Here is a 20,083-nt window from a genome sequence, read left to right as displayed (position 1 = left end):
CTGGCCCCGGCCGAGCCCCCCCGGGCGACGGCCCAGCCCGAGGCGGCGGCCGCGGAGGCCAGGGGCCTGGCGGCGGCCGAGGCGGCCCGCGCGCTCGGCCTGGCCGAGGCGGAGGCGATCAAGGCGCGGGCGTCGGCCCTGGCGGAGAACCAGGAGGCGGTCGTCGCCCAGCAGTTGGCGGAGAACTGGCCGGAGATCGTCCGGGCCGGCGCGGAGGCCTTCGGCAACGTCGAGCACATGGTGCTGCTGAACGGCGCCGAGGGCATGGGCGAGATGATGGCCAAGGCGCTCACCATGGGCGGCACGGGTCTCGGTCTGGCCCGGCAGTTGCTCGCCGCGATGGGCCAGCAGCAGGCTCCGGCCGAGCCGGTGGCCGCGGCCGGGCGCGCGGTGAGCCACGCCATCCCCGTCCAGGAGGGCGCGGAGGGCTGAGCACGGCAGCAGCCCGCCCGGCCGCGGTGTGCGGCGGGGCGGGCTGCTGCGTGTCCGGGGGCGGGCGGGGCCGTTCAGGCCCGGTAGGCCTCGGCGAGGGCGGTGAAGACGGCCTTGGGGCGGCGGACGCCGTCCTCCAGGGCGACCGCGCCGTACGAGCCGAGGTCGAGGTCGTGGGCCGGGTCGCCGGGGCGGTGCGGGGCGCGGTAGCCGGCCCAGGTGAACCAGAAGGCGGCGTCCACGCCCTCCTCCTCGAAGACCGGCAGCAGCTCCTGCAGGTGGCGCACCTGCTCCTGCTCGTCGCGGACGAGTCCGGCGCGGACGGCGGGCGGCTGCGCGGTGCGGTCGATCACGTCCCAGCCGAGGCCGCCGCGGTCGCCGGCACCGGCGTAGGTGCAGCAGCCGAACTCGGTGACGGCCACCGGCTTGCCGTGGGCGGAGTGGGCGCGCAGCTCGTCGCGGTAGCGGGCGGCGTTGTGGGCGTCCCGGTAGGCGTCGACGGCGACCAGGTCGAAGGGCGTCCAGTCGATCCGCTCCCAGACGCCGGAGGCGTAGGTGATCCGGCCGCCGAACGCGGCGCGGCAGGCGGCGGCGGTGTCGGCGAGGAAGGCGTCGAGGCGGGCGGTCACGGCCGGCATGGTCCGCCAGGTCTCGGGGCGGAAGAGGGCGGCGATCCGCTCGCCGAGGTCGGCGCCGGGCAGGAACCCGTCGGCGAAGAGGGTGAGTTCGCAGCCGAGGACGAGGACCACCTCGGCGCCGACGGCCCGCAGCCGCTCGGCGCGGCGGGCGCAGTCCAGCAGGACGGGCCGCATGGCCCGCTCGTCCAGGCCGCAGGGGAAGGGCGCGAACCAGACCTCCAGGCCGTGTGCGGCGGCGTGCTCGGCGGCGAGGGCGATCCGCTCAGGGTCGGCGCCGGTGATCCGGACGGCCGTGCAGTGCAGGTCCTCGGCGATGCTGCGCATCTCGGCGCGGACCTCGGCCGGGTCGAAGTGCGGCCGGGAGGACTGCCCGTCGGGGGTGAAGCCGGTGTCGTAGTTGATGCCCTTGGCGCGCATGGCGGTCGGTCCCCGTGGTCGTGGTGCGGCGGCTGGTGGGTCGGATGCTCGGTGCGGATGCCCGGTGCGGGTGTGCGGGTCACTCGGCGTCGGCGACGACCCGGTGGGCGATCCGCTCGGCGACGACGTTGCCGGCGAGGATGCCGACGCCGATCGCGGCGACCAGGAAGACGGTGCCGAGCCAGGCCATGGTCTCCACCGGCAGGGTGTAGGCGCCGACGACCCGGGCGACGCACTCGGCGACCAGGACGGAGCCCCAGACGAGCGAGAAGGTGCGTTCCTGGCGGCGGAAGGCGGCCGAGCCGGCGGCCAGCCGCTCCCAGGCGGCGTCCCGGGCGGCGATGCCCTTGACGATGAAGGGCTTGAGGCCGGCGGTCATCAGCGGGCGGCGGCCGAAGGCCGAGACGATGATCGAGATGCCGATGATGCTGCTGATCGCACCGTCCTTGGCGAGCATCAGCCGCGGGTCGCCGCTGATCGCGGAGAGCGCGATGCCGGCGGTGTTGACGACCAGCATGAGCAGCGCGAGCCCGTTGAGAGTGCGCTCGCGGAGCAGTCCGGCGACGGTGCGGACGGCCGGGACGGCGCTGGAGAGCGCCAGCGAGGGCACCAGGCCGAGGCCGAGGGCGCTGTGCGCGGCGAAGTAGACGCCGAGCGGGACGGCGACGTCGACCGCGAGCGGCCTGAGCGCCGCCAGCTTGGTGGCGGTGGCCTCGCTGCGGCCGCTCTTCGCGGTCTGCTCGGCCTGCTCGGTCTGCTCGGTCGTGTCGATCGCCGCGGTGGTGGTGATGGTGGCCATGGTGTCCGCTCCCCGTTGTCGGTGGTGCCCTGTTCCCGATGCATCGAGAATCCCGTGGACGGGGGGTCGCCCGGCAGTGTCGGCCGCACCGGGATCCGCATGACGGATGTCACGGCCGCGTCCCAGCAGGAAGGTTGGGGGTGATCGCCGGTCGGTCCTGAGTACGGGTACTCAGGCCGTGGGCGCCCGCGCCCCGGCAGCATGGCGGACATGGACCTTCGATTCCCGAGCGTGGGCATCACCGCGGTGGGCGCCGGCCTGCCGGCCCGGGTGCTGACGTCGCAACAGCTCCAGGACGAGGTGGTGGCGGGCAGCGGACTCCGGCTCCCCGAGCGGATGTTCGAGAAGGCCACGGGCATCGCGACCCGCCGCTTCGCCGCCGACGACGAGTACGCCTCCACGCTGGCCCTGGCCGCCGCCCGGAACGCCCTCGACGGCGCCGGGTACGACCCGCTCGACATCGACCTGCTGGTGTACGCCTCCGCCACCCGGGACGTCTGCGAACCCGCCACCGCCCACCTGGTGCAGGCCGAACTCGGCTCCCGGGCGCACGCGTTCGACGTCTCCAACGCCTGCAACAGCTTCATCAACGGCATCGACGTGGCCCGCGCGATGATCCTCGCCGGACGCGCCCGGCGCGCCCTGGTGGTCACCGGCGAGACGCCCAGCCGGGCGATGCGCCGCGACCCGTCCGGTCTGGCCGACTTCCGGGACGGCTTCGCCGGCTACACCTTCGGCGACGCGGGTGCGGCCGTGGTCGTCGAGCCGGTCGAGCGCGGCGGGATCCTCGACGTGGAGACCGAGACGGCCTCCGAGCACTGGGCGGTCGGCGGGATACCCGGCGGCGGCTCGCGCCACCCGCGCGGCGACGAGTACAGCTACTTCCGGGGCGGCGGCAAGGAGTTGCGCGGCGTCTTCGAGAAGATCGGCGGCGACATCCTGACCCGGGTGGCGGCCCGCACCGGCCTCGGCTGGGACGCCTACGCCCGGGTGCTGGTGCACCAGGTGACGCTGCCCTACCTGGAGCGCTTCGTGGAGCTCACCGGGGTGCCGGAGGAGAAGCTGGTGCTGACCGTGCCCGAGCTGGGCAACGTGGCCAGCGCCACCCTCGGCGTCCAGCTCGACCGGATCCACGGCGGACTCGCCTCCGGCGACAAGGTGCTGATGGTCGGCCTCGGCGGTGGCGTCAGCCTGATGACGATGGTCTGGGAGGTGCCGTGACCGCGCTCTGGGTGGTCGTCCCCGCGTACCGCGAGGAGGCCCGGATCGGCGGCACCCTGCGCGCCCTGGCCGCGCAGCGGGACACCGACTTCACGCTGCTGGTGGTGGACAACGCCTCGGACGACCGGACGGTCGCCGTGGTCGAGGAGTTCGCCGCCGGGGCGCCCTTCCCGGTGCACGTCCTGGTGGAGCCGGAGAAGGGCGTCGGCTGCGCCGTCGACACCGGGTTCCGGCACGCCATCGCGCACGGAGCCGGCCTGCTCGCCCGCACCGACGCCGACTGCCTGCCGGAACCCGGCTGGACGGCCGCCGCCCGCGCCGGGATGCTCGCCTCCCGCGGCCTGGTCTGCGGCCACATCACCGCCCGGCGCGACGAGCACGGGCCGGTCGGCCGCCGGGTGTTCCGGGCCCTGGTGGTGACGGGTGCCTTCTTCGGCCGGATCCGTCCCGCGCACCACCGTCGGCACGGCTTCCTGGTGCCCTACCGGATGCACGCGGGCAACAACATGGCGATCACCGCGGCCCTGTACGAGGCGGTCGGCGGGATGCCGCGCCGCCCCTCGCCGACCGACCGCACCTTCATCAACCGGGTCCGCCGGCACACCACCGCGATCGTGCAGCAGCGCGACATGGTGGTGCAGAACTCCACCCGCCGGATCCGCGCCTACGGCGTCCTCGGCACCGCCCGCTGGTACCTGGAGCGGGGCAGCGGCGGCCGCTCCGTCGACCCCCGATGAAGGAGCCGGACGTGCTCGACCACCTCAGCCGGGTGCTGCGCGAAGGCGCGGACCGCCCGGCCGTCCTCGGCTGCACCCGCAGCGGCTCCGTCCGGGTGCGGGCCCGCTGCGGCGAGATCGCCGACCTCGCCGACCGGTACGCCGCCGCGCTGCACCACGGCCACGGGCTGACCGCCGGGGACACCCTCGGCGTCGCCGTCCGGCCCGGGCCGCGCGCCCTGGCCCTGATGCTCGCCGCGCACCGGCTCGGCCTGCGCGCCGCCGTCCTCGACCCGTCCGCCGGCCCCGACGTGCTGCTCGCCCGCCTCGAACTGGCCCGCCCCGCCCTGGTCGTCGCCGACGCCGCCGCGCAGGCCGTGGCCGGCTGGGCCCGCGGCCTCGCCCGCCGCGCCTCGCTGGAACTGCCCCGGCTGGACGCGCTCGGCCCGGTCGCCACCGCCGGTCCGCGCCGCCCCGGCTGCGCCCCCGCCCTGCGCTCCACCGGCGGACGCCCGCCCGCCGGCTACGACGGGGACGGCGACGCCGTGATCGTCTTCACCTCCGGCACCACCTCGGCGCCGCGGGCCGTGGTGCACACCCGCGCCTCGGTCGCCGCCGGGATGCGGGCGGTCGCCGGGCTGGTCCGCCCGCAGGCCGGGCAGGCCGTGCTCGGCGGCACCTTCTTCGTCCTGGTGCCCTCGCTGGCGGCCGGTGCCACCGTCGCCCTGCCGGCCCGCTCGCCGAAGGTGCTCGGCCGGCAGGTCCGCCGCCTGGAGCCCTCCGAGACCTATCTGACGCCGCCGCAGCTGCGCGGCCTCGACCACCTCACCGGCCGGGTCTGGACGGGCTCCGCCCCCGCCTCCGCCGAGCTGCTGCGCCGCGCCAAGCAGGCCGGCGCGACCGAGGCCTGGGGCGTGTACGCGCTCACCGAACTGTTCCCGGCCGCGGCCGTCGAGGAGGCCGAGAAGTCCGCCTTCGACGGCGACGGCGACCTGCTCGGCCACCCGCTGCCCGGCGTCACCACCCGGCTCGCCGACGGCGGCGAACTGCTGCTCTCCGGGGCCGCCGCCCGCGACCGCTACCTCGGCGAACTCCCCGACCCGTGGGTGCGCACCGGCGACCGCGCCCACCTGGACGCCGACGGCCGGATCGTGCTCGCCGGCCGCTGCAAGGACATGGTGCTGCGCCGCGCCGAGAACATCTACCCGGGCCTGTACGAGCCCGCCCTGCACCTGCCCGGTGTCGAACTCGCCCTGCTGGTGGGCGTGCCCGCCGGGGACGGCGACGAGCGGCTGGTCGCCCTCGTCCAGCCGCGCCGCGGCACCGACCCGCGGCGGCTGCGGGCCGACCTGGAGCGCCCGCTCGCCCGGATGGGCAGTGCCCGCCCCGACGCCGTGCTGCTCGGCGAGGTGCCGCTGGCCGGCCGCTCCCGCAAGCCCGACCGGGCCGCCGCCGCCCGGCTGTGCGCCCGCGAGCTGGCCCGGTGACCGGGGACACGGCCGCCCGGGCCCGCACCCACCGCACCGCGCGGCGGCTCGACCGCAGGGTCTACCTGGGCTCCCACCCGGTGCTGTTCACGCTGCTCGCGGCCACCCGGCGCCGCCCGGTGCTGCGGCTCGGCCGCACCGTGCTGGTGCACGGCGCCGAGGCGTACCGCGAGGTGCTCACCCGGATCCCGCTGGACCGCACCGCCGAGGGCACCACCGGCGGCGCCGCCGCCCGGCGGACCGACGGCGGACTGCTCTTCGACCAGGACGGCGGCGAGCACCGGGCCGCCCGCCGCGACCTCACCGAACTGCTCGGGGCGAAGGGCACCGAACGGCTCCGCCCGGTCTGGCAGGCCGTCCTCGACCGCCGTCTGGGCGGGTTCACCGGCACCGTCGACCTGGTGGACGTCGTCCGGGAGCTCGCCGGGGCCACCGCCGCCGCGCTCACCGGCTCCGGCGCCGATCCGCTGCAGCTCGCCCGGGCCTGTGCCGACGCCGCGGCCGAGGCCGCCCGGGAGCACCTGCCGGGCCTGCCCCGGCGCACCTCCACGACGGCCGCCGAGCACCTCAACTCCCTGCTGCCGCACGGCCGGGACGCCATGCTCGCGGTCGCCGCGGTCAACACCACGATCGCCGCGCTGCCCAGGGCCGCCGCCTGGTGCGCCCGGGCCGGCCTGTGGGACGAGGTCTCGCCCGAACTCGCCGTCGAGCTGCTCCGGTTGACGGCCCCCTCGCCGCTGCTGCCGCGGGTCGCCGCCGACGAGGGCACCGCGGCCGGCTGCCCGATCGGCCGCGGCGACCGGCTCGTCCTGGTCGCCCGGCACGCGGCCGGCGCCCACCGCACCGGGCCCGCCGACCCGCAGGCCGCCCAGGCGGTCTTCGGTGCGGGCCCGCACGCCTGTCCCGGCGCCCGGCTCGCCCGCGCCCAGCTCACCGACTTCCTGGCCGTGCTGGCCCCGCACCGGCCGGTCGTCGTCCGGGCCGCGGTGGACCGGCGCGCCGCCCTGCCCGGCTACTCCTCGCTGCTCGTACGGAAGGGCTGACCGCATGCTCCGGATCGCCGTGACCGGCGCCAGCGGCTTCTGCGGCTCGTACGTCGCCCGGGCGGCCGCGGCGGGCGGGGCCGGCGGGGTGCCGCAGACCAGCCGCCCCGGCCCGGTCGGCCGCCACGTCCGCTGGGACGCCGCCGCCGAGGCCCCCGACCTGGCCGGCGCGGACCTGGTGGTGCACTGCGCGGCCGCCGTCGGCGACCACCCGCCGGGCTCGTCCGCCGAGGCCGAGCAGCACGCCGTCAACGTGGACGGCACCGCCCGGCTGCTGGAGGCCGCGGCCGGTCGGCCCGTGGTGTTCGTCTCCAGCGCCAGCGTCTACGACCCGCGCGCCGACCGCACCCTGGTCCGCGAGGACCACCCCACCGCCGGCGGCCACCGCAACGCCTACGGCCACACCAAGGCCGCCGCCGACCGGCTGGCCCTGGCGGCGGGCGCCGTGGTGCTGCGGCCGCGCGCCGTCTACGGGCCGGGCGATCCGCACCTGGTGCCGCGCCTGCTGGAGCGGGTCCGCCGCGGCCTCCTGCTGCTGCCCGGCCCGGACGTGCCGCTCAGCCTGACGGCCGTGCAGAACCTGGCCGACGCCTGCCTGGCCGCCGCCGACTGGGCGCCGGGCGCGTACAACATCGCCGACGCGCAGCCGTACCGCCGCGACGCCGCCGTCCGCACGGTGCTCGCCGGGCTGGGCGTCCGGGTGCGGATCGGCCACGTGCCGACCGCCGCCGCCGAGTTCGCGGCCCGCCGCGGCCTGCTGCCCGGGCTCACCCCGTACGCCGTGGACCAGCTCGCCCGGCCCGTGGTGCTGGACACCGCGAAGGCCGCCGGCCGGGGCTTCCGGCCGCGGTGGGAGCTGGCCTCCGCACTCGCGGCCTGACGCGCCCGGGCCCCGGACACCGTGGGGTGTCCGGGGCCCGGGGGGCTGTCCGGCTCAGCTCTTGGCGGCCTTCTTGACCAGGATCACCACCGCGGCGCCGAGGCCGACGACCAGCAGGACCTTGATCAGGAATCCGATCAGCGAGCTGACCACGCCGACCACGAACCAGATCAGGTTCCAGGCCAGGATCAGCACCAGGATCGGGACGACGATGTTGCGCACCCACGAGGGCAGCGACTTCCAGAGCTCGGCCATGTCCGTTCCTTCTCTCCCCTCGGGCTCGGCGCCGGTCCGTCCGCCGCTTTCCCGCTCGCTTCCGATGCTTCGATCGTAGGCGGCACCGGGGCGCCGATCGAGGGCCGGCGGCCCGGAGAGAACCCGGAGATCACCCCGAGGCCGACCACCGGGTCATCCCTCACGGGGCCGTCAGACCGGCCAGGTCTCGCCGCGCCAGGCCGCGTCCCAGAACATCCACTCGTAGCGCGAGGTGGTGCTGAAGTGCCGCACCGCCCGGCGCCGTTCGGCCGGGGAGATCTCCTCGCCGAGCCGGTCGGTGAGGTCGAGCACCCGCCGGACGACCGACTGGAAGGCCTCGTCGCCGTAGGTGGCGATCCACTTGGCGTAGAGCGGGTCGGGGGAGGACTTCGCCAGCAGCTCCTCGCCGACCCGGGCGTAGATCCAGTAGCAGGGCAGCACCGCGGCGACCGCCTCGGCGAAGGAGCCGCCGTGCACGGTGGCCAGCAGGTAGCTGGTGTAGGCGAGGGTGGTGGGCAGCACCGGTTCGGCGGCGGCCTGCTCGGCGCTCTCGCCGAAGGCGGTGAGGAACTCGCCGTGCATCTCCTGCTCGGCGGCGAGCGCGCCCACCGCGTCGTCGGCGAAGGCCCGCACGTCGGCCTCGTGCGGCGCCCTGGCGGCGCAGACGGCCAGGGCCCGGGCGTAGTCGCGCAGGTAGTGCGAGTCCTGCACCACGAAGTGGCGGAAGGCCTGCCGGGGGAGGGTGCCGTCGGTGAGGCCGGCCAGGAAGGGGTGGGCCAGGATCTCGTCGTAGACCGGCTCGATCGCCGACCAGAGTTCGTCGGTCAGGGCCACTGCTCTCGCTCCTCGTGTCGGGTGGTCGCGCCCGGCCGACCCTATCCGGCGGAGGTCAGTCCTCGGGCGGCGAGAAGATCACCAGGACGCGCAGCTCCTCGGTGATGTGGTGGAAGCGGTGCGGCACCCCGGCCGGCACGTAGACGACGCTGCCGCGGCCCACGGTGGCGGTCTCCCGGCCGACGGTGATCTCGGCCCGGCCGCTGATCACCTGGTAGATCTCGTCCTGGGCGTGCGGGGCCTGGGTGTCGGTCTCGCCGGGGGCGAGCGCGTACAGGCCGGCGGACATGTTCCGCTCCTTGAGGAACTGCAGGTAGGAGCCCTGGTGGGCGGCCCGTTCCGCGTCCAGCTCGTCCAGCCGGAAGACCTTCATCGCGCGCTGCTCCTCTCCGGGTCGGGGACCATTCAACACCCGGACGGGCTCCGGCCCGGCACCCGTGCGGGTGCCGGGCCGGAGGGTGCGCACGCGTCAGGCGCGGTGGGAACCGGCGTTGCGGCGGCGCAGCACGACGAGCGTGCCGATGCCGAGCGCCAGCACACCGGCGCCGGCGGCCGCGATCGCACCGGAGTGGTCGCCGCCACCGGTGTTGGCGAGGCGGTCGCCGGCCTGCGCCTTCGCCTTGGTCACCGTGGCCTTGGAGGGCTTCTTGGTCGGCAGCACGCCGCCCGGCTTCACGGTCGGCTTCACGGTCGGCTTGCTGGTGGGCTTGCTGGTGGGCTTGCCGCTCGGCTTGGCCGAACCGCTCGGCTTCGCGGAGGCGGAGGCGGAGGCCGACGCGGAGGCGGAGGCGGAGGTGCTCGGCTGGGCCGAGGCCGAGGAGCCGCCGCCGGCCGCGACGAAGGAGAACTCCTGGGGCTCGCCGATGAGGGTGTTGCCCGCCTCGGCCTCCTCGTCGTCCAGCGCGAAGAGGACGGCGAGGGATTGGGCGACGGCGGCACCCGGCTTGACCGTGGCGCTCACGCTCAGGCGGACGTCGATGTTCAGGGTCTCGCCCGCGCCGACGAAGAGGAAGGAGTCCTCGTCCGGACCCTCCTCGCCGAGCTGGCCGAGGACGACGGCGACGCTGCCGTCCTCGCCACCCTCGACGGTCGCCTTCAGCCACTTGCCGGTGTCGGGGTGCTGGTAGAGGGCCGTCAGCTGGCCCGCGGCCAGGCCCTTCTCGGCGCCGAGAACGACGGCCGGGATGAGCAGCGCGTCGCCGCCGGTGTTGGTGATCTGCTCGGTGAAGGTGACCTCGGGGCTGCCGACGGTGACCTGGGCGGGGAACTTCGTCAGCGTCACGCTGCCGCCCGCCTTGGCGGGGGCGGCGTGGGCGATGCCCGGCGCAACAGGGGCGGCCAGGGCGGCCGGGGCGGCGAGGACGGCCGCACCGGAAACGAGCGTCGTGGCGGCGGATATCGCCAGTGCACGGCGCAGCTTCATCGAAACCTCACAGGTCTGCCGGCACACCCGGTGTGCCGGCACGGGGGAGTGACATGGGGCGGCACCCGTCGGGTGCCGCGGACCCGCGGTGTTCCGCAAGATCGGAGCCGGATCGTATCCGCATGAATAAGTGCTGGATAAGACCGGGGTGCCCACTGGGAGTTCGCACGCCCTCCACCGCTTCGGCACGTCGTGTACGCGACACCTACTGCCCTCGGAGGCGCTCGCCCGACACCCCGTCAGCACCCCGTCCGACCTGCAGAGATGGGCCGCCCGACAGAGGGCGGTCGAGACCGCCCCGAGCGGCCGGAGGTCGGCTTACGATCGAGGGCTTCGACGCCGCGACCATCCTCCGGTGTGGGGGATATCACATCACCCGTCGACGGGCGGGCGAGCGCCCCGGGATCGGCACGGGTCGAGGACGTGGCCGCCGGGAGCTTCCCAGCGGGCGGGCGGCCTGCCACCATCCGGTGCCATGAAGAGTTTCGTGATCAAAACGCTCATCAACGCGGCGGCGATCTGGGTCGCCGCCTGGATCGTCGACGGGATCACCCTCTCGGACGGGAGCTGGGGCCACCAGGCGCTGACCGTGATCGCGGTGGCGCTGGTCTTCGGCGTGGTCAACTTCCTGATCAAGCCGTTCGTGAAGCTGCTCTCGCTGCCGCTGTTCGTACTCACGCTCGGCCTGATCACCTTCGTGATCAACGCGCTGATGCTGTGGCTGACGTCCTGGGCGTCCGACAGGATCGGCCTGGACTTCCACGTCTCGGGCTTCTGGTCGGCGCTGCTCGGCGCCCTGATCATCAGCGTGGTCTCGTGGGGCCTCGACCTGGCCCTGGGGGACGACGACTGAACCGCCGGGCGGGGCGTCAGCCCGCGTTCTCGCAGCCGCCGCTGAGGATCAGGTCGAGCTGGGCCTCCAGTTCGACCTCGCTCTCCTCCTGGCCCATCGGCACCAGCCGGTCGGTGCGGGCGAGGAAGGCGATCAGCGGCGGGGCGGGGGCGTTCAGGGTGGCGTCGCCGTCGGGCGAGCGCAGCACCACGCCGATCTCGGTGAGGTCCTCGCCGATCGGGTGGATGTGGACGTCCCCCTCGCCCGCCGGCCGGCTGATGCCGTCGACCAGCAGCTCGCGGGCGAAGTACCAGGTGACCGGGGTGTCCCCGGGCAGGTGGAAGGTGAAGCGGACCGCGTACGGGTCGTCGGTGTCGTAACCGAGGTCGACGGCGATGCCGACGGAGAGCTCGGCGCCCGCCACGAGGTTCATCACCACGTGGCCCTGGACTGTGCTGCTGTGCATGCCGCGCTACCTCCGCGATCCGTTGGTGTCGCCTGCCCCGGCTGGCGGCCATTGCAGCACAGGGACCACCCCGCTTCAATGATTACAGCGGGTGAAGACGCCAAATGAGCTTCAATTCGAAGGCCAAAGCCTATTCGCATCTTAGCGATCGACCACACCTTTCGGGGCGGCCTTCGAATGGAAGATCCAATACCGTGACCGCCCGGTCCTGCTCGAACACGCAGCGGCACGCCGAATCATCCGTTCGGCCCAACGTTTTCCTCCTGTTCGCCCATGTGTGCGAGTTTCATTCCCCCCGGCGCGCGGGAGAATCCCGCACAACCCCCGCGCCTCCGGAGGTGGCCATGGCCGTCCCCGTCCGCCCCGTCGTCAAGCGCACCGCGCGGGCGATCCTGCTGGAGGACGACCCCGGCGATCCGCACGCGCCCGCCACCATCGTGCTGATCCGGCGCGTCCGGCCGGGCGCGGCGCACCCGTACTGGATCACCCCCGGCGGCGGCGTGGAACCGGAGGACCGCTCGGTCGTCGACGCCCTGCACCGCGAACTGGACGAGGAGCTCGGCGCCAAGGCCGTCGACGTGGTGCCCGCCTTCGTCGACACCGTCGCCCACTCCCACCACGACGACGGCACCCCCGCCCACCCGCACGGGGTGAAGGTCCAGCACTTCTTCGTCTGCCGGCTGGCCTCCATGGACCTCTCCCGGCGGCACGGCCCCGAACTGGAGGACCCGAACGGCGAGTACGAGATCGTCCGGCTGCCGTTCACCCGCGAGGGGGTCACCTCGGTCAACGTCGTGCCGCCGAGCCTGCGCGCCTACCTGGCGGCCAACATCGAGGGCGTCCGCGCCCTGCTCGCCCGCGACCTGGCCTGAGCCGGACCGGGCCCGCCGGGCGCCCGGGCGGGCCTCCCGCCCGCGGCTCACCCGGCGGGGTGCTCGGCCGCGAGGTCGTGGTGGATCCGGTCCTGCGCGACCCCGGCCCGCAGCAGCACCCCGACGGCCCGGCGCACCATGGCCGCGGGCCCGCTCACGAAGGCGTCGTGGCCGTGCCAGGGCGCGTACCGGGAGACCACCTCGGGCAGCAGGCCGACCACCGCCTCGCCGGGCGCCGTGCCCGGCGACTCGACCACCGGGTGCACCTTCAGCCAGGGGTGCCTCCGGTCGAGCCGGCGCAGTTCCTCCAGGGCGTAGAGCTCGGGCAGGCTGCGGGCGCCGTAGAAGACCTCGACCGAGCGGCCGTTCACGCCGTGCTCGGCGACCTCCTCCACCAGCGCGGCGAGCGGGGCGATCCCGGTGCCGCCGCCCAGGCAGAGCAGGTCCGCACCACGGGCGTGGTCGACGACCATCCCGCCCGTCGCCGGGCCCAGCCGCAGCACGTCCCCGGGCGCCGCCCGGGCGACCAGGGCGGTGCTCACCCAGCCCGCCTGCACGCCCTTGACGTGGAAGGTCAGCAGTCCGTCCGGGCGCGGCGCCCCGGCCAGCGAGTACGGCCGCCAGACCCGCGGCCACCAGGGCGTCTCCACCGCCGCGTACTGGCCGGCGCGGAACGGGTAGGGCTGGTCGGGCCGGACGGTGAGCACCGCGACGTCACCGGCCCGGCGCTCGTGCGAGACGACCTCGGCGTGCCACCAGGCGGGCGCGGTGCGGGCGGACTCCTCGGCCGCCTCGATCATGATCCCGGAGACCAGCCGGTACACCCGGCGCCAGGCCAGCTCCGTCTCGCCGTCCCAGCGGTCGCCGGAGTACTTGGCGAGCGCGGCCACCAGGCACTCTCCCACCGGCGCGTAGTGCGCGGTCCGCACGCCGTACTTGCGGTGGGCGCGGCCGAGCCCGGTGAGGTACTCGGTGAGCTTCGCCGGCTCCCCGGCGCTGCGGGCGGCCGTCATCAGCGCCCGGAACAACCGGTCGCGCTGCACGTCCATGGCGGCCGGGAAGAGCGCCCGGACCTCCGGGTGGTGGAGGAAGATCAGCGCGTAGAAGTGCGCGGTGGCACGGTCGGCGACCGGTTCGACGGCCGCCAGGCTGTCCCGGATCAGGGCGAGGTCGCGCGGGGTGGGCGGCAACTCGGCCTCCGGGGACGCGATCCCCGGCAGGTGCCCGGGCGGCGGGACGGGGAGCGGTGCGCCCTCCGTCCAGGCCCGGCTCCAGCGGTCGCCGGGGCCGGACCGGTTGAGGGCGGGGGCGCCGGTGAACCGCGGTGCGGGCGGCGGCCCGGCCGGGGCGTCCGGGCCTGCGTCCGGGCGGCCGGCGGCGGGAATGCGCGGCGGCGCGGCGGGCGGCGCCGGAACGGCGGGCAGGGCCGGTCGGGGCGCCGGACCGGGCTCGGCGGGGCCGGCCGAAGCGGACGGGAGCGCGGCGGGCGGCGCCGCCGGGTCGGGTGCCGCGGGGGCGGGGGCCACCGGGACGGGCGCCACGGGGACGGGCAGGGTGTCGGCCGTGGAGTCCGGGACGGCGGGGGTGGTGGTGGGGGTGGCGGTGGATTCGGCCGGGGCCAGCCCCGGAACGGCGGACGGTCCGGCGGAGCCCGAGCCTGCTCTGACCCGCAGCGGACGTGCCTTCAATGCGACATGACGAGTACCCAAGAGAATCGTTTCGCTTCCGGTCGCCCTGCAGCCACGCGGCTGGTTTCTCTCTGCTGACGCCCTCAGCAGACTGGCACGGCACGGATGCTCGTCCCACGAATCAACGGAACCCCGGACACACGACCGCGGGACGCGCTAGTCTCGCGCAACTCGCGCCCCTCGTCCCCCGGTGCGCGCCCGGGCGCCCGTGACCGGGCGCCCGCGGGACGTCGAGCGCCCTCCCGCATCCGCGCGCCGGGAACGCCGACGGGCCGGGCCCCGACAGGAGCCCGGCCCGGTGCGGGTCGGAGGCGATGCGCAGACGCCGGCGAACGGCTACAGCGTGCGCAGCAGCAGTCCCGGCTGCTCGACGCAGTCCGCGACGAAGCGCAGGAAGCCGCCGGCCGTACCGCCGTCGCAGACCCGGTGGTCGAAGGTGAACGACAGCTGGGTGACCTGCCGGACGGCGAGCTCGCCCTCGTGCACCCACGGCTTCGGCGTGATCCGGCCGACGCCGAGCATCGCCGCCTCCGGGTGGTTGAGGATCGGCGTGGAGCCGTCCACCCCGAAGACCCCGTAGTTGTTCAGGGTGAAGGTGCCGCCGGTGAGTTCGGCCGGGGTGAGCGAACCGGCCCGGGCCGACTCGGTGAGCCGGGCGAGCTCGGCGGTGAGCTTCTCGGTGCCGAGCAGGTGGGCGTCGCGGACCACCGGGACGACCAGACCGCGGTCGCTCTGCGCGGCGAAGCCGAGGTGCACCACCCGGTGCCGGAGGATCTGCGAACCGTCCGGCGAGACGCTGGAGTTCAGCTCGGGGAAGCGCTCCAGCGCGGCCGTGCAGATCCGGGCGAGCAGCGCCAGCACGCTGACCTTGGGACCGGGGGCACGGTTCAACTGGGCGCGCAGTGCCATCAGTTCGGTGGCGTCGGCGTCCACCCAGCAGGTGGCGGCCGGGATCTCCCGGTGGCTGCGGCCGAGCTTCTCGGCGATGGTGCGCCGCAGACCGCGCAGCGGGATCACCTCGGCGTCCCGGTCGGCCGGTGCCGCGACCGGCGCGGTCGCGACGGGCGCGGCCGCGGCGGTGTCCACCGCGCGCTGGACGTCCGCACGCATGATGAGCCCGTCCGGACCGCTGCCGGCCAGGGCGGCCAGGTCGATGCCGTGGTCCCGGGCCATCCGGCGGACCAGCGGCGAGATCACCGGCACCACGGCCGGGACGGCCGCCGCGACCGGTGCCGGGGCTGCCGGTGCCGGGGCGGCCGGAACGGCCACCGGGACGGGAGCGGGCGCCGGGACGGACGCGGCCGCGGCGGCCCGGACCCGGGCCCGGCGGCTGCCGCGCGACTCGGCGACGCCGTAGCCGACCAGCGGGCGCTCCACCGGCTCGCCGGGGCCGCCCGCGGGCGCCACGGCGGAGTCCGCCGCACCGGTGCCGCCGCTGCCGGAGACCGCGACGGTCACCAGCGGGGCGCCGACCGGCACCTCCTCGCCGACCTCGCCGAACAGGGCGGTGACCACGCCGCCGTACGGGCAGGGCACCTCCACCACGGCCTTGGCGGTCTCCACCTCGACCACCGGCTGGTCGACGGCGATGACCTCACCGACCTCGACCATCCACCGCACGACCTCGGCCCCGGTGAGACCCTCGCCGAGGTCGGGCAGGGTGAACTCGCGGACGACGGGCATCACAGTCACTCCTCCCACTGCAGCCGGGCGACCGCGTCCAGGATCCGGTCCACCCCGGGCAGGTGGTGGTGCTCCAGCATCGGCGCCGGGTAGGGGATGTCGAAGCCGCTGACCCGCAGCACGGGGGCGGCCAGGTGGTGGAAGCACTTCTCGGTGAGCCGGGCGGCGATCTCCGCGCCCGGGCCGGCGAAGCCGGTGGCCTCGTGGACGACGACGGCGCGGCCGACCGACCGGACGACCTCGCAGGCGGTCTCCTCGTCGAAGGGGACGAGCGAGCGCAGGTCGAGCACCGCGAGGTCCCAGCCCTCGGCCTTGGCGGCCTCGGCGGCCTCCAGGCAGACCGGCAGCGAGGGCCCGTAGGTGATCAGCACGGCGGAGCGGCCGGTGCGGCGCAGCACGGCCTTGCCGATCGGCTCGACGGGCGCCGCCGGGTCCCACTCGGACTTGCCCCAGTAGAGCCGCTTGGGCTCCAGGAAGACGACCGGGTCGTCGGAGGCGATGGCCTCGCGGAGCAGGCCGTAGGCGTCGTGGACGGTGGCCGGGGTGACCACGTGCAGACCGGGGGTCTGGACGTAGTACGCCTCGGAGGAGTCGCTGTGGTGCTCGACGCCGCCGATGCCGCCGCCGTAGGGGACGCGGACGGTGATCGGCAGCGGCAGCTTGCCGGCGGTGCGGTTGCGCATCTTGGCGACGTGCGAGAACAGCTGCTCCAGCGCCGGGTAGGCGAAGGCGTCGAACTGCATCTCCACGACCGGGCGCAGGCCGTACATGGCCATGCCGACCGCGGTGCCGAGGATGCCGGCCTCGGCGAGCGGGGTGTCCAGGCAGCGGTCCGGGCCGAACTCGGCGGTCAGGCCGTCGGTGATCCGGAAGACACCGCCGAGCCTGCCGACGTCCTCGCCCATGACGTGCACGGTCGGGTCGGCCTGCATGGCGTCGCGCAGGGCCGCGTTGAGCGCCTGCGCCATGGTGCTGGTGCGGGCGGAGACAACTGTCGTCATCAGTGGTGCACCTCGGCCTCGGCGGCCAGTTCGGCGGCGAGCTGGGCGGCCTGCTCGCGCAGCTGCGGCGTGGGCTCGGCGTAGACGTGGGCGAAGAGCGACATCGGGTCGAGCTGCGGGTCCTCGTGGAACTCGGCGCGCATCCGGGCGGCCAGCGCCTCGGCCTCGTCGGCGGCCTCCTGGACGAGGGTGTCGTCGAGGACGCCGAGCGGACGCAGGTGGCGCTCCATCAGCAGGATCGGGTCGTGCTCGCGCCAGGCGGCGACCTCGTCGTCCGTCCGGTAGCGGGTGGCGTCGTCGGCGTTGGTGTGCGCCTCGACGCGGTAGGTGAGCGCCTCGACGAGGGTCGGGCCGCCGCCGCTGCGGGCCCGCTCGAACGCCTCGGTGAGGACGGCGTGCACGGCGGGGGCGTCGTTGCCGTCGACCAGTCGGCCCGGCATGCCGTAGCCGACCGCCTTGTGGGCCAGGGTCGGGGCGGCGGACTGCTGGGTGAGCGGGACGGAGATCGCGTAGCCGTTGTTCTGGACGAGGAACACGACCGGGGCGTTCAGCACCGCGGCGAAGTTCAGCGCCTCGTGGAAGTCGCCCTCGCTGGTGCCGCCGTCGCCGAGCATGGCGAGCGCGACGACCGGGTCGCCGGCCAGCCGGGCCGCGTGGGCGAGGCCCACCGCGTGCGGGGCCTGGGTGGCGAGCGGGGTGGAGAGCGGGGCGGTACGGGTGGCGCGCGGGTCGTAGCCGGTGTGGGCGTTGCCGCGCAGCAGGGTGAGGGCCTCCAGCGGGTCCACGCCGCGGGCGACCACGGCGAGGGTGTCGCGGTAGCTGGGGAACAGCCAGTCCTGCTCGCGCAGCGCCATCGCGGCGGCGACCTCGCAGGCCTCCTGGCCGGTGGTGGCCGGGTACACGGCGAGGCGGCCCTGCTTGGTGAGGGTGGTGGCCTGCTGGTTGTAGCGGCGGCCGACGACCAGGCGCCGGTACAGCTCGCGCAGCAGGGCCGGGTCGGTCTTCTCCAGTGCCGGGGTGCCCAGGACACGGAAGGGGGAGTCGTCCGGCAGCAGCGGGGCGGGGTCGGTCCGCGGGGCGGTGGCACCGGGCAGCCAGCCGGGTACGGCGGCTGCCTGGTGTCGGTGGTCGAGAACGGTCATCTCGGGGCACCTCCGGAGTGGTGGGGGCTCCCTACCGATTGTTCGGTTGTCTGTTCATCTTGACCAGATGTGCGACAGGGTGGTGGACAATCGGCCCGATCGGCGGTCGACTGGAGGCAGCACGTCCAATCAGGGAGGGTGGGGGGCCATGTCGGCTGAACAGACGTCCAGGCTCGACCGTGTCGACCGTGCGATCCTGCGGCTGCTGCAGCAGGACGGCCGCGCTTCGATCCGCTCGGTGGCCGAGCGGGTGCACGTCTCCCGGGCCAATGCCTACGCCCGGATCTCCAGGATGGTCGAGGAGGGCGTCATCCGCGGCTTCACCGCGCGGGTGGACCACGAGAAGTCCGGGCAGGGCGCGTCCGCCTACATCACGCTGAAGATCGTCCAGAACTCCTGGCGGACGATCCGCGAACAGTTGCTGGGGCTGCCCGGGGTCGCGCACATCGCGCTGGTCGGCGGCGAGTACGACGTGCTGATGCTGGTGCACACCGCCGACAACCGGGCCCTGCGGGAGCTGGTGCTCAACCGCATCCAGGCGATCCCGGACGTCCTGGGCACCCAGACCATGCTGGTCTTCGAGGAGAGCGACCAAGTCCCCCCGGACGCCTGAGACAGGACCCCCGAGGGGCAGCCGCCCTGGGAGGCCGGCCCAGTGGCCCCTGGGTGGGCCCTCTACCGCGCGCGGAGGCCGTCGAAGGCGAGGTGGGCGACGGCGTCGGCGACGCCGTCCGCCCCGCGGGTGCCGGGCCGGTACCACTCCACGATGGAGTTGATCATGCCGAAGAGCAGCCGGGTGGCCAGCCGGGGCTCGACGTCCGACCGCAGTTCGCCGGCGGCGACCGCGGCCCTGAGCAGTTCGGCGACCCGGTGGTCGAAGTCGCGGCGGCGCTCCAGCGCCCACTGCTCGGTGGCGGTGTTGCCGCGGACCCGCAGCAGCAGGGTCACGTAGGGGAGTTCGGAGAGGAGCACCTCGGTGGTGCGGCGCACCACGTGCTCCAGCCGGTCCACCGGCTTGCCGGTCTCGGCGGCGGGCTCCTCCAGGATGCCGAAGAGGGCGTCCAGGGCGCGCCCGACGGCCAGCCGCAGCAGTTCCTCCTTGCCGCGGACGTGGTGGTAGATCGAGGACTTGGAGATCCCGGCGGCCCGGGAGAGGTCCTCCATCGAGGTGCCGTCGTACCCGCGCTCGTTGAAGACCCGGACCGTCACGGCGAGCAGCGATTCGACGGTGTAGGCGGTACGGGGGGTGTTCTCGGCCATGGGCACGAGTATCCCCGGCGGCCGGGTGCCGCCTCCGCGCGGGGTGGCGGCGACGGCGGCCGACGGGACCGCAGGACGGGCGCCTACCCGAACGGCCGGCAGGCTGGCCTGAATTCCGGTGTTACGCCCCCACAGGGCCGCATAGGGTCCATTTCTCGGGGGGACGTAGACGAACCGGAATATCCGGAACGGGTCCTTCAGTATTTCTTTCAAACCATCACCGGAAAGGCTCTTCCATGACGAACTGGATGCGGCGCGCCGCCACCCTCTCGGCCGGTCTGGTGCTCGCCGGCGGTGCCGCCATGGCGACCGCCCCGACCGCGTCCGCGCTGGTCAGCGGCCAGCTGCACCCCGCCAGCTCGGGCAAGTGCCTCGGCGTCTACGGGATGTCGACGGACAACGGCACGGACGCCGTCCAGTGGGACTGCAACGGCAATGCCGACCAGCGCTGGAGCTACTCCGGCGTCGGCGGCGGCTACTACACCATCACCAACGCGAATTCCGGCAAGTGCCTCGGCGTCTACGGGATGGACCAGAAGAACGGCGCCGTGGCGGTCCAGTGGGACTGCAACGGCAACCCCGACCAGCAGTGGTACATCGACTCGGTCGGCAACGGCGCCGCCCACCTGATCAACCGCAACTCCGGCAAGTGCCTGGGCGTCTACGGCGGCGACACCGCGAACGGCACCATCGCCGTGCAGTGGGACTGCAACGGCAACCCCGACCAGGTCTGGTACTCCTGACGCCCCGCCCGCGGCCGGCCCGGGGCGTGCCCGCGAGGGTGCCCCGACCGGCCGGCCGCGGGCCTTCGGGGCGCTCGGGGGCTGGCGGTAGACTCCGCCGCGCCACCCGCATGCGGCGGGGTGACCGGCGACGGAGGACCGACGTCCATGAGCGCGATACCTGACACCGCGGTGCCGCGTCAGCGGCCCGCCGCCGACCCGGGGGGGGGCCGTTCCGGTGCCGGCGGGGGGGGGGGGCGGGGCGGGCGGCG

22 protein-coding genes are annotated in these 20,083 nt (G+C 75.0%); 10 read left to right on the top strand and 12 right to left on the bottom strand.

From position 1 onward, the window contains the following. The coding region (locus tag ABD353_RS09700; RefSeq protein ID WP_344623072.1) for a flotillin domain-containing protein at positions 1-432 on the top strand (432 nt) is incomplete at its 5' end. A 74-nt stretch (positions 433-506) separates the two neighbouring features. On the opposite strand, the gene ABD353_RS09695 is transcribed toward ABD353_RS09700, so the two are convergent. Both ABD353_RS09695 and ABD353_RS09690 read right to left on the bottom strand, forming a co-directional pair. Further along, positions 507-1,487: a glycoside hydrolase family 113 protein gene (locus ABD353_RS09695; RefSeq protein WP_344623071.1), complete on the bottom strand. Its 981-nt coding sequence runs from the start codon at positions 1,485-1,487 to the stop codon at positions 507-509. Positions 1,488-1,566: 79 nt separating this feature from the next. After that, positions 1,567-2,286, bottom strand: a complete 720-nt coding sequence (locus tag ABD353_RS09690; RefSeq protein ID WP_344623070.1) for a VC0807 family protein — start codon at positions 2,284-2,286, stop codon at positions 1,567-1,569. 210 nt (positions 2,287-2,496) lie between these two features. On the opposite strand from ABD353_RS09690, the gene ABD353_RS09685 reads away from it, so the two are divergent. From ABD353_RS09685 to ABD353_RS09665, 5 genes are read left to right on the top strand one after another with little or no spacing between them, the layout of a single operon-like run. Beyond that, positions 2,497-3,507, top strand: coding sequence for a 3-oxoacyl-ACP synthase III family protein (locus ABD353_RS09685; protein WP_344623069.1), 1,011 nt, complete (start codon positions 2,497-2,499; stop codon positions 3,505-3,507). After that, entirely contained in the window at positions 3,504-4,244 is a 741-nt protein-coding gene (locus ABD353_RS09680) for a glycosyltransferase family 2 protein (protein WP_344623068.1), read from the top strand. Before ABD353_RS09685 ends, ABD353_RS09680 begins: the two co-directional genes overlap by 4 nt. Positions 4,245-4,255: 11 nt before the next feature. Further along, on the top strand, positions 4,256-5,710 hold the full coding sequence (locus ABD353_RS09675; RefSeq protein WP_344623067.1) for a class I adenylate-forming enzyme family protein: 1,455 nt from the start codon (positions 4,256-4,258) through the stop codon (positions 5,708-5,710). Beyond that, on the top strand, positions 5,707-6,753 hold the full coding sequence (locus ABD353_RS09670; protein ID WP_344623066.1) for a cytochrome P450 family protein: 1,047 nt from the start codon (positions 5,707-5,709) through the stop codon (positions 6,751-6,753). The genes ABD353_RS09675 and ABD353_RS09670 overlap by 4 nt, the downstream gene beginning before the upstream one ends. A gap of 4 nt (positions 6,754-6,757) precedes the next feature. Beyond that, on the top strand, positions 6,758-7,633 hold the full coding sequence (locus tag ABD353_RS09665; protein WP_344623065.1) for an NAD-dependent epimerase/dehydratase family protein: 876 nt from the start codon (positions 6,758-6,760) through the stop codon (positions 7,631-7,633). Positions 7,634-7,687: 54 nt separating this feature from the next. Here the strand turns inward: ABD353_RS09665 and ABD353_RS09660 are convergent, their stop codons facing one another. The 4 genes from ABD353_RS09660 to ABD353_RS09645 all read right to left on the bottom strand — a co-directional run bounded on the left by ABD353_RS09660 (position 7,688) and on the right by ABD353_RS09645 (position 10,145). Then, positions 7,688-7,888, bottom strand: coding sequence for a DUF5326 family protein (locus ABD353_RS09660; protein ID WP_030270022.1), 201 nt, complete (start codon positions 7,886-7,888; stop codon positions 7,688-7,690). A 171-nt stretch (positions 7,889-8,059) separates the two neighbouring features. Next, positions 8,060-8,722, bottom strand: a complete 663-nt coding sequence (gene tenA, locus ABD353_RS09655; RefSeq protein WP_344623064.1) for a thiaminase II — start codon at positions 8,720-8,722, stop codon at positions 8,060-8,062. Positions 8,723-8,777: 55 nt separating this feature from the next. Continuing rightward, on the bottom strand, positions 8,778-9,095 hold the full coding sequence (locus ABD353_RS09650) for a cupin domain-containing protein (RefSeq protein ID WP_030270025.1): 318 nt from the start codon (positions 9,093-9,095) through the stop codon (positions 8,778-8,780). A 96-nt stretch (positions 9,096-9,191) separates the two neighbouring features. Next, positions 9,192-10,145 carry an LPXTG cell wall anchor domain-containing protein gene (locus ABD353_RS09645; protein WP_344623063.1) on the bottom strand — a complete coding sequence of 318 codons (954 nt, stop codon included), beginning with the start codon at positions 10,143-10,145 and terminating at the stop codon, positions 9,192-9,194. A 475-nt stretch (positions 10,146-10,620) separates the two neighbouring features. Here ABD353_RS09645 and ABD353_RS09640 point away from each other — a divergent pair, with 475 nt between their 5' ends. Continuing rightward, the gene (locus tag ABD353_RS09640) at positions 10,621-10,998 is read left to right on the top strand and encodes a phage holin family protein (RefSeq protein WP_344623062.1); all 378 of its coding nucleotides are present in this window, start codon (positions 10,621-10,623) and stop codon (positions 10,996-10,998) included. Positions 10,999-11,014: 16 nt separating this feature from the next. Here ABD353_RS09640 and ABD353_RS09635 read toward each other — a convergent pair whose 3' ends face one another. Continuing rightward, entirely contained in the window at positions 11,015-11,443 is a 429-nt protein-coding gene (locus ABD353_RS09635; protein WP_344623061.1) for an SsgA family sporulation/cell division regulator, read from the bottom strand. 344 nt (positions 11,444-11,787) lie between these two features. Between ABD353_RS09635 and ABD353_RS09630 the strand changes: the two genes are divergently transcribed. Next, on the top strand, positions 11,788-12,315 hold the full coding sequence (locus ABD353_RS09630) for an NUDIX domain-containing protein (RefSeq protein ID WP_344623060.1): 528 nt from the start codon (positions 11,788-11,790) through the stop codon (positions 12,313-12,315). Between the two features lie 47 nt (positions 12,316-12,362). On the opposite strand, the gene ABD353_RS09625 is transcribed toward ABD353_RS09630, so the two are convergent. The 4 genes from ABD353_RS09625 to pdhA all read right to left on the bottom strand — a co-directional run bounded on the left by ABD353_RS09625 (position 12,363) and on the right by pdhA (position 17,829). Continuing rightward, the gene (locus ABD353_RS09625; RefSeq protein WP_344623059.1) at positions 12,363-14,003 is read right to left on the bottom strand and encodes a globin domain-containing protein; all 1,641 of its coding nucleotides are present in this window, start codon (positions 14,001-14,003) and stop codon (positions 12,363-12,365) included. Positions 14,004-14,339: 336 nt separating this feature from the next. Further along, positions 14,340-15,686 carry a dihydrolipoamide acetyltransferase family protein gene (locus ABD353_RS09620; protein ID WP_344623058.1) on the bottom strand — a complete coding sequence of 449 codons (1,347 nt, stop codon included), beginning with the start codon at positions 15,684-15,686 and terminating at the stop codon, positions 14,340-14,342. Between the two features lie 5 nt (positions 15,687-15,691). Then, entirely contained in the window at positions 15,692-16,687 is a 996-nt protein-coding gene (locus tag ABD353_RS09615) for an alpha-ketoacid dehydrogenase subunit beta (RefSeq protein WP_263104355.1), read from the bottom strand. Beyond that, positions 16,687-17,829, bottom strand: a complete 1,143-nt coding sequence (gene pdhA / locus ABD353_RS09610; RefSeq protein WP_344623057.1) for a pyruvate dehydrogenase (acetyl-transferring) E1 component subunit alpha — start codon at positions 17,827-17,829, stop codon at positions 16,687-16,689. The genes ABD353_RS09615 and pdhA overlap by 1 nt, the downstream gene beginning before the upstream one ends. A gap of 148 nt (positions 17,830-17,977) precedes the next feature. Here pdhA and ABD353_RS09605 point away from each other — a divergent pair, with 148 nt between their 5' ends. Next, a complete protein-coding gene (locus tag ABD353_RS09605) occupies positions 17,978-18,442 on the top strand; it encodes an Lrp/AsnC family transcriptional regulator (protein WP_344623056.1) in 465 nt (154 codons plus the stop codon). A gap of 62 nt (positions 18,443-18,504) precedes the next feature. Here ABD353_RS09605 and ABD353_RS09600 read toward each other — a convergent pair whose 3' ends face one another. Further along, complete coding sequence (locus tag ABD353_RS09600) at positions 18,505-19,089, bottom strand: TetR/AcrR family transcriptional regulator (RefSeq protein WP_344623055.1); 585 nt, start codon at positions 19,087-19,089, stop codon at positions 18,505-18,507. A 236-nt stretch (positions 19,090-19,325) separates the two neighbouring features. Between ABD353_RS09600 and ABD353_RS09595 the strand changes: the two genes are divergently transcribed. Continuing rightward, positions 19,326-19,832: an RICIN domain-containing protein gene (locus ABD353_RS09595; protein WP_344623054.1), complete on the top strand. Its 507-nt coding sequence runs from the start codon at positions 19,326-19,328 to the stop codon at positions 19,830-19,832. Positions 19,833-20,083: the final 251 nt, after the last annotated feature.

The organism is Kitasatospora arboriphila (assembly GCF_039528095.1).
GTDB lineage: Bacteria > Actinomycetota > Actinomycetes > Streptomycetales > Streptomycetaceae > Kitasatospora > Kitasatospora arboriphila.
The sequence above is the reverse complement of the archived record's forward strand: the minus strand, read 5'-3'. Positions and strand labels throughout refer to the sequence as shown.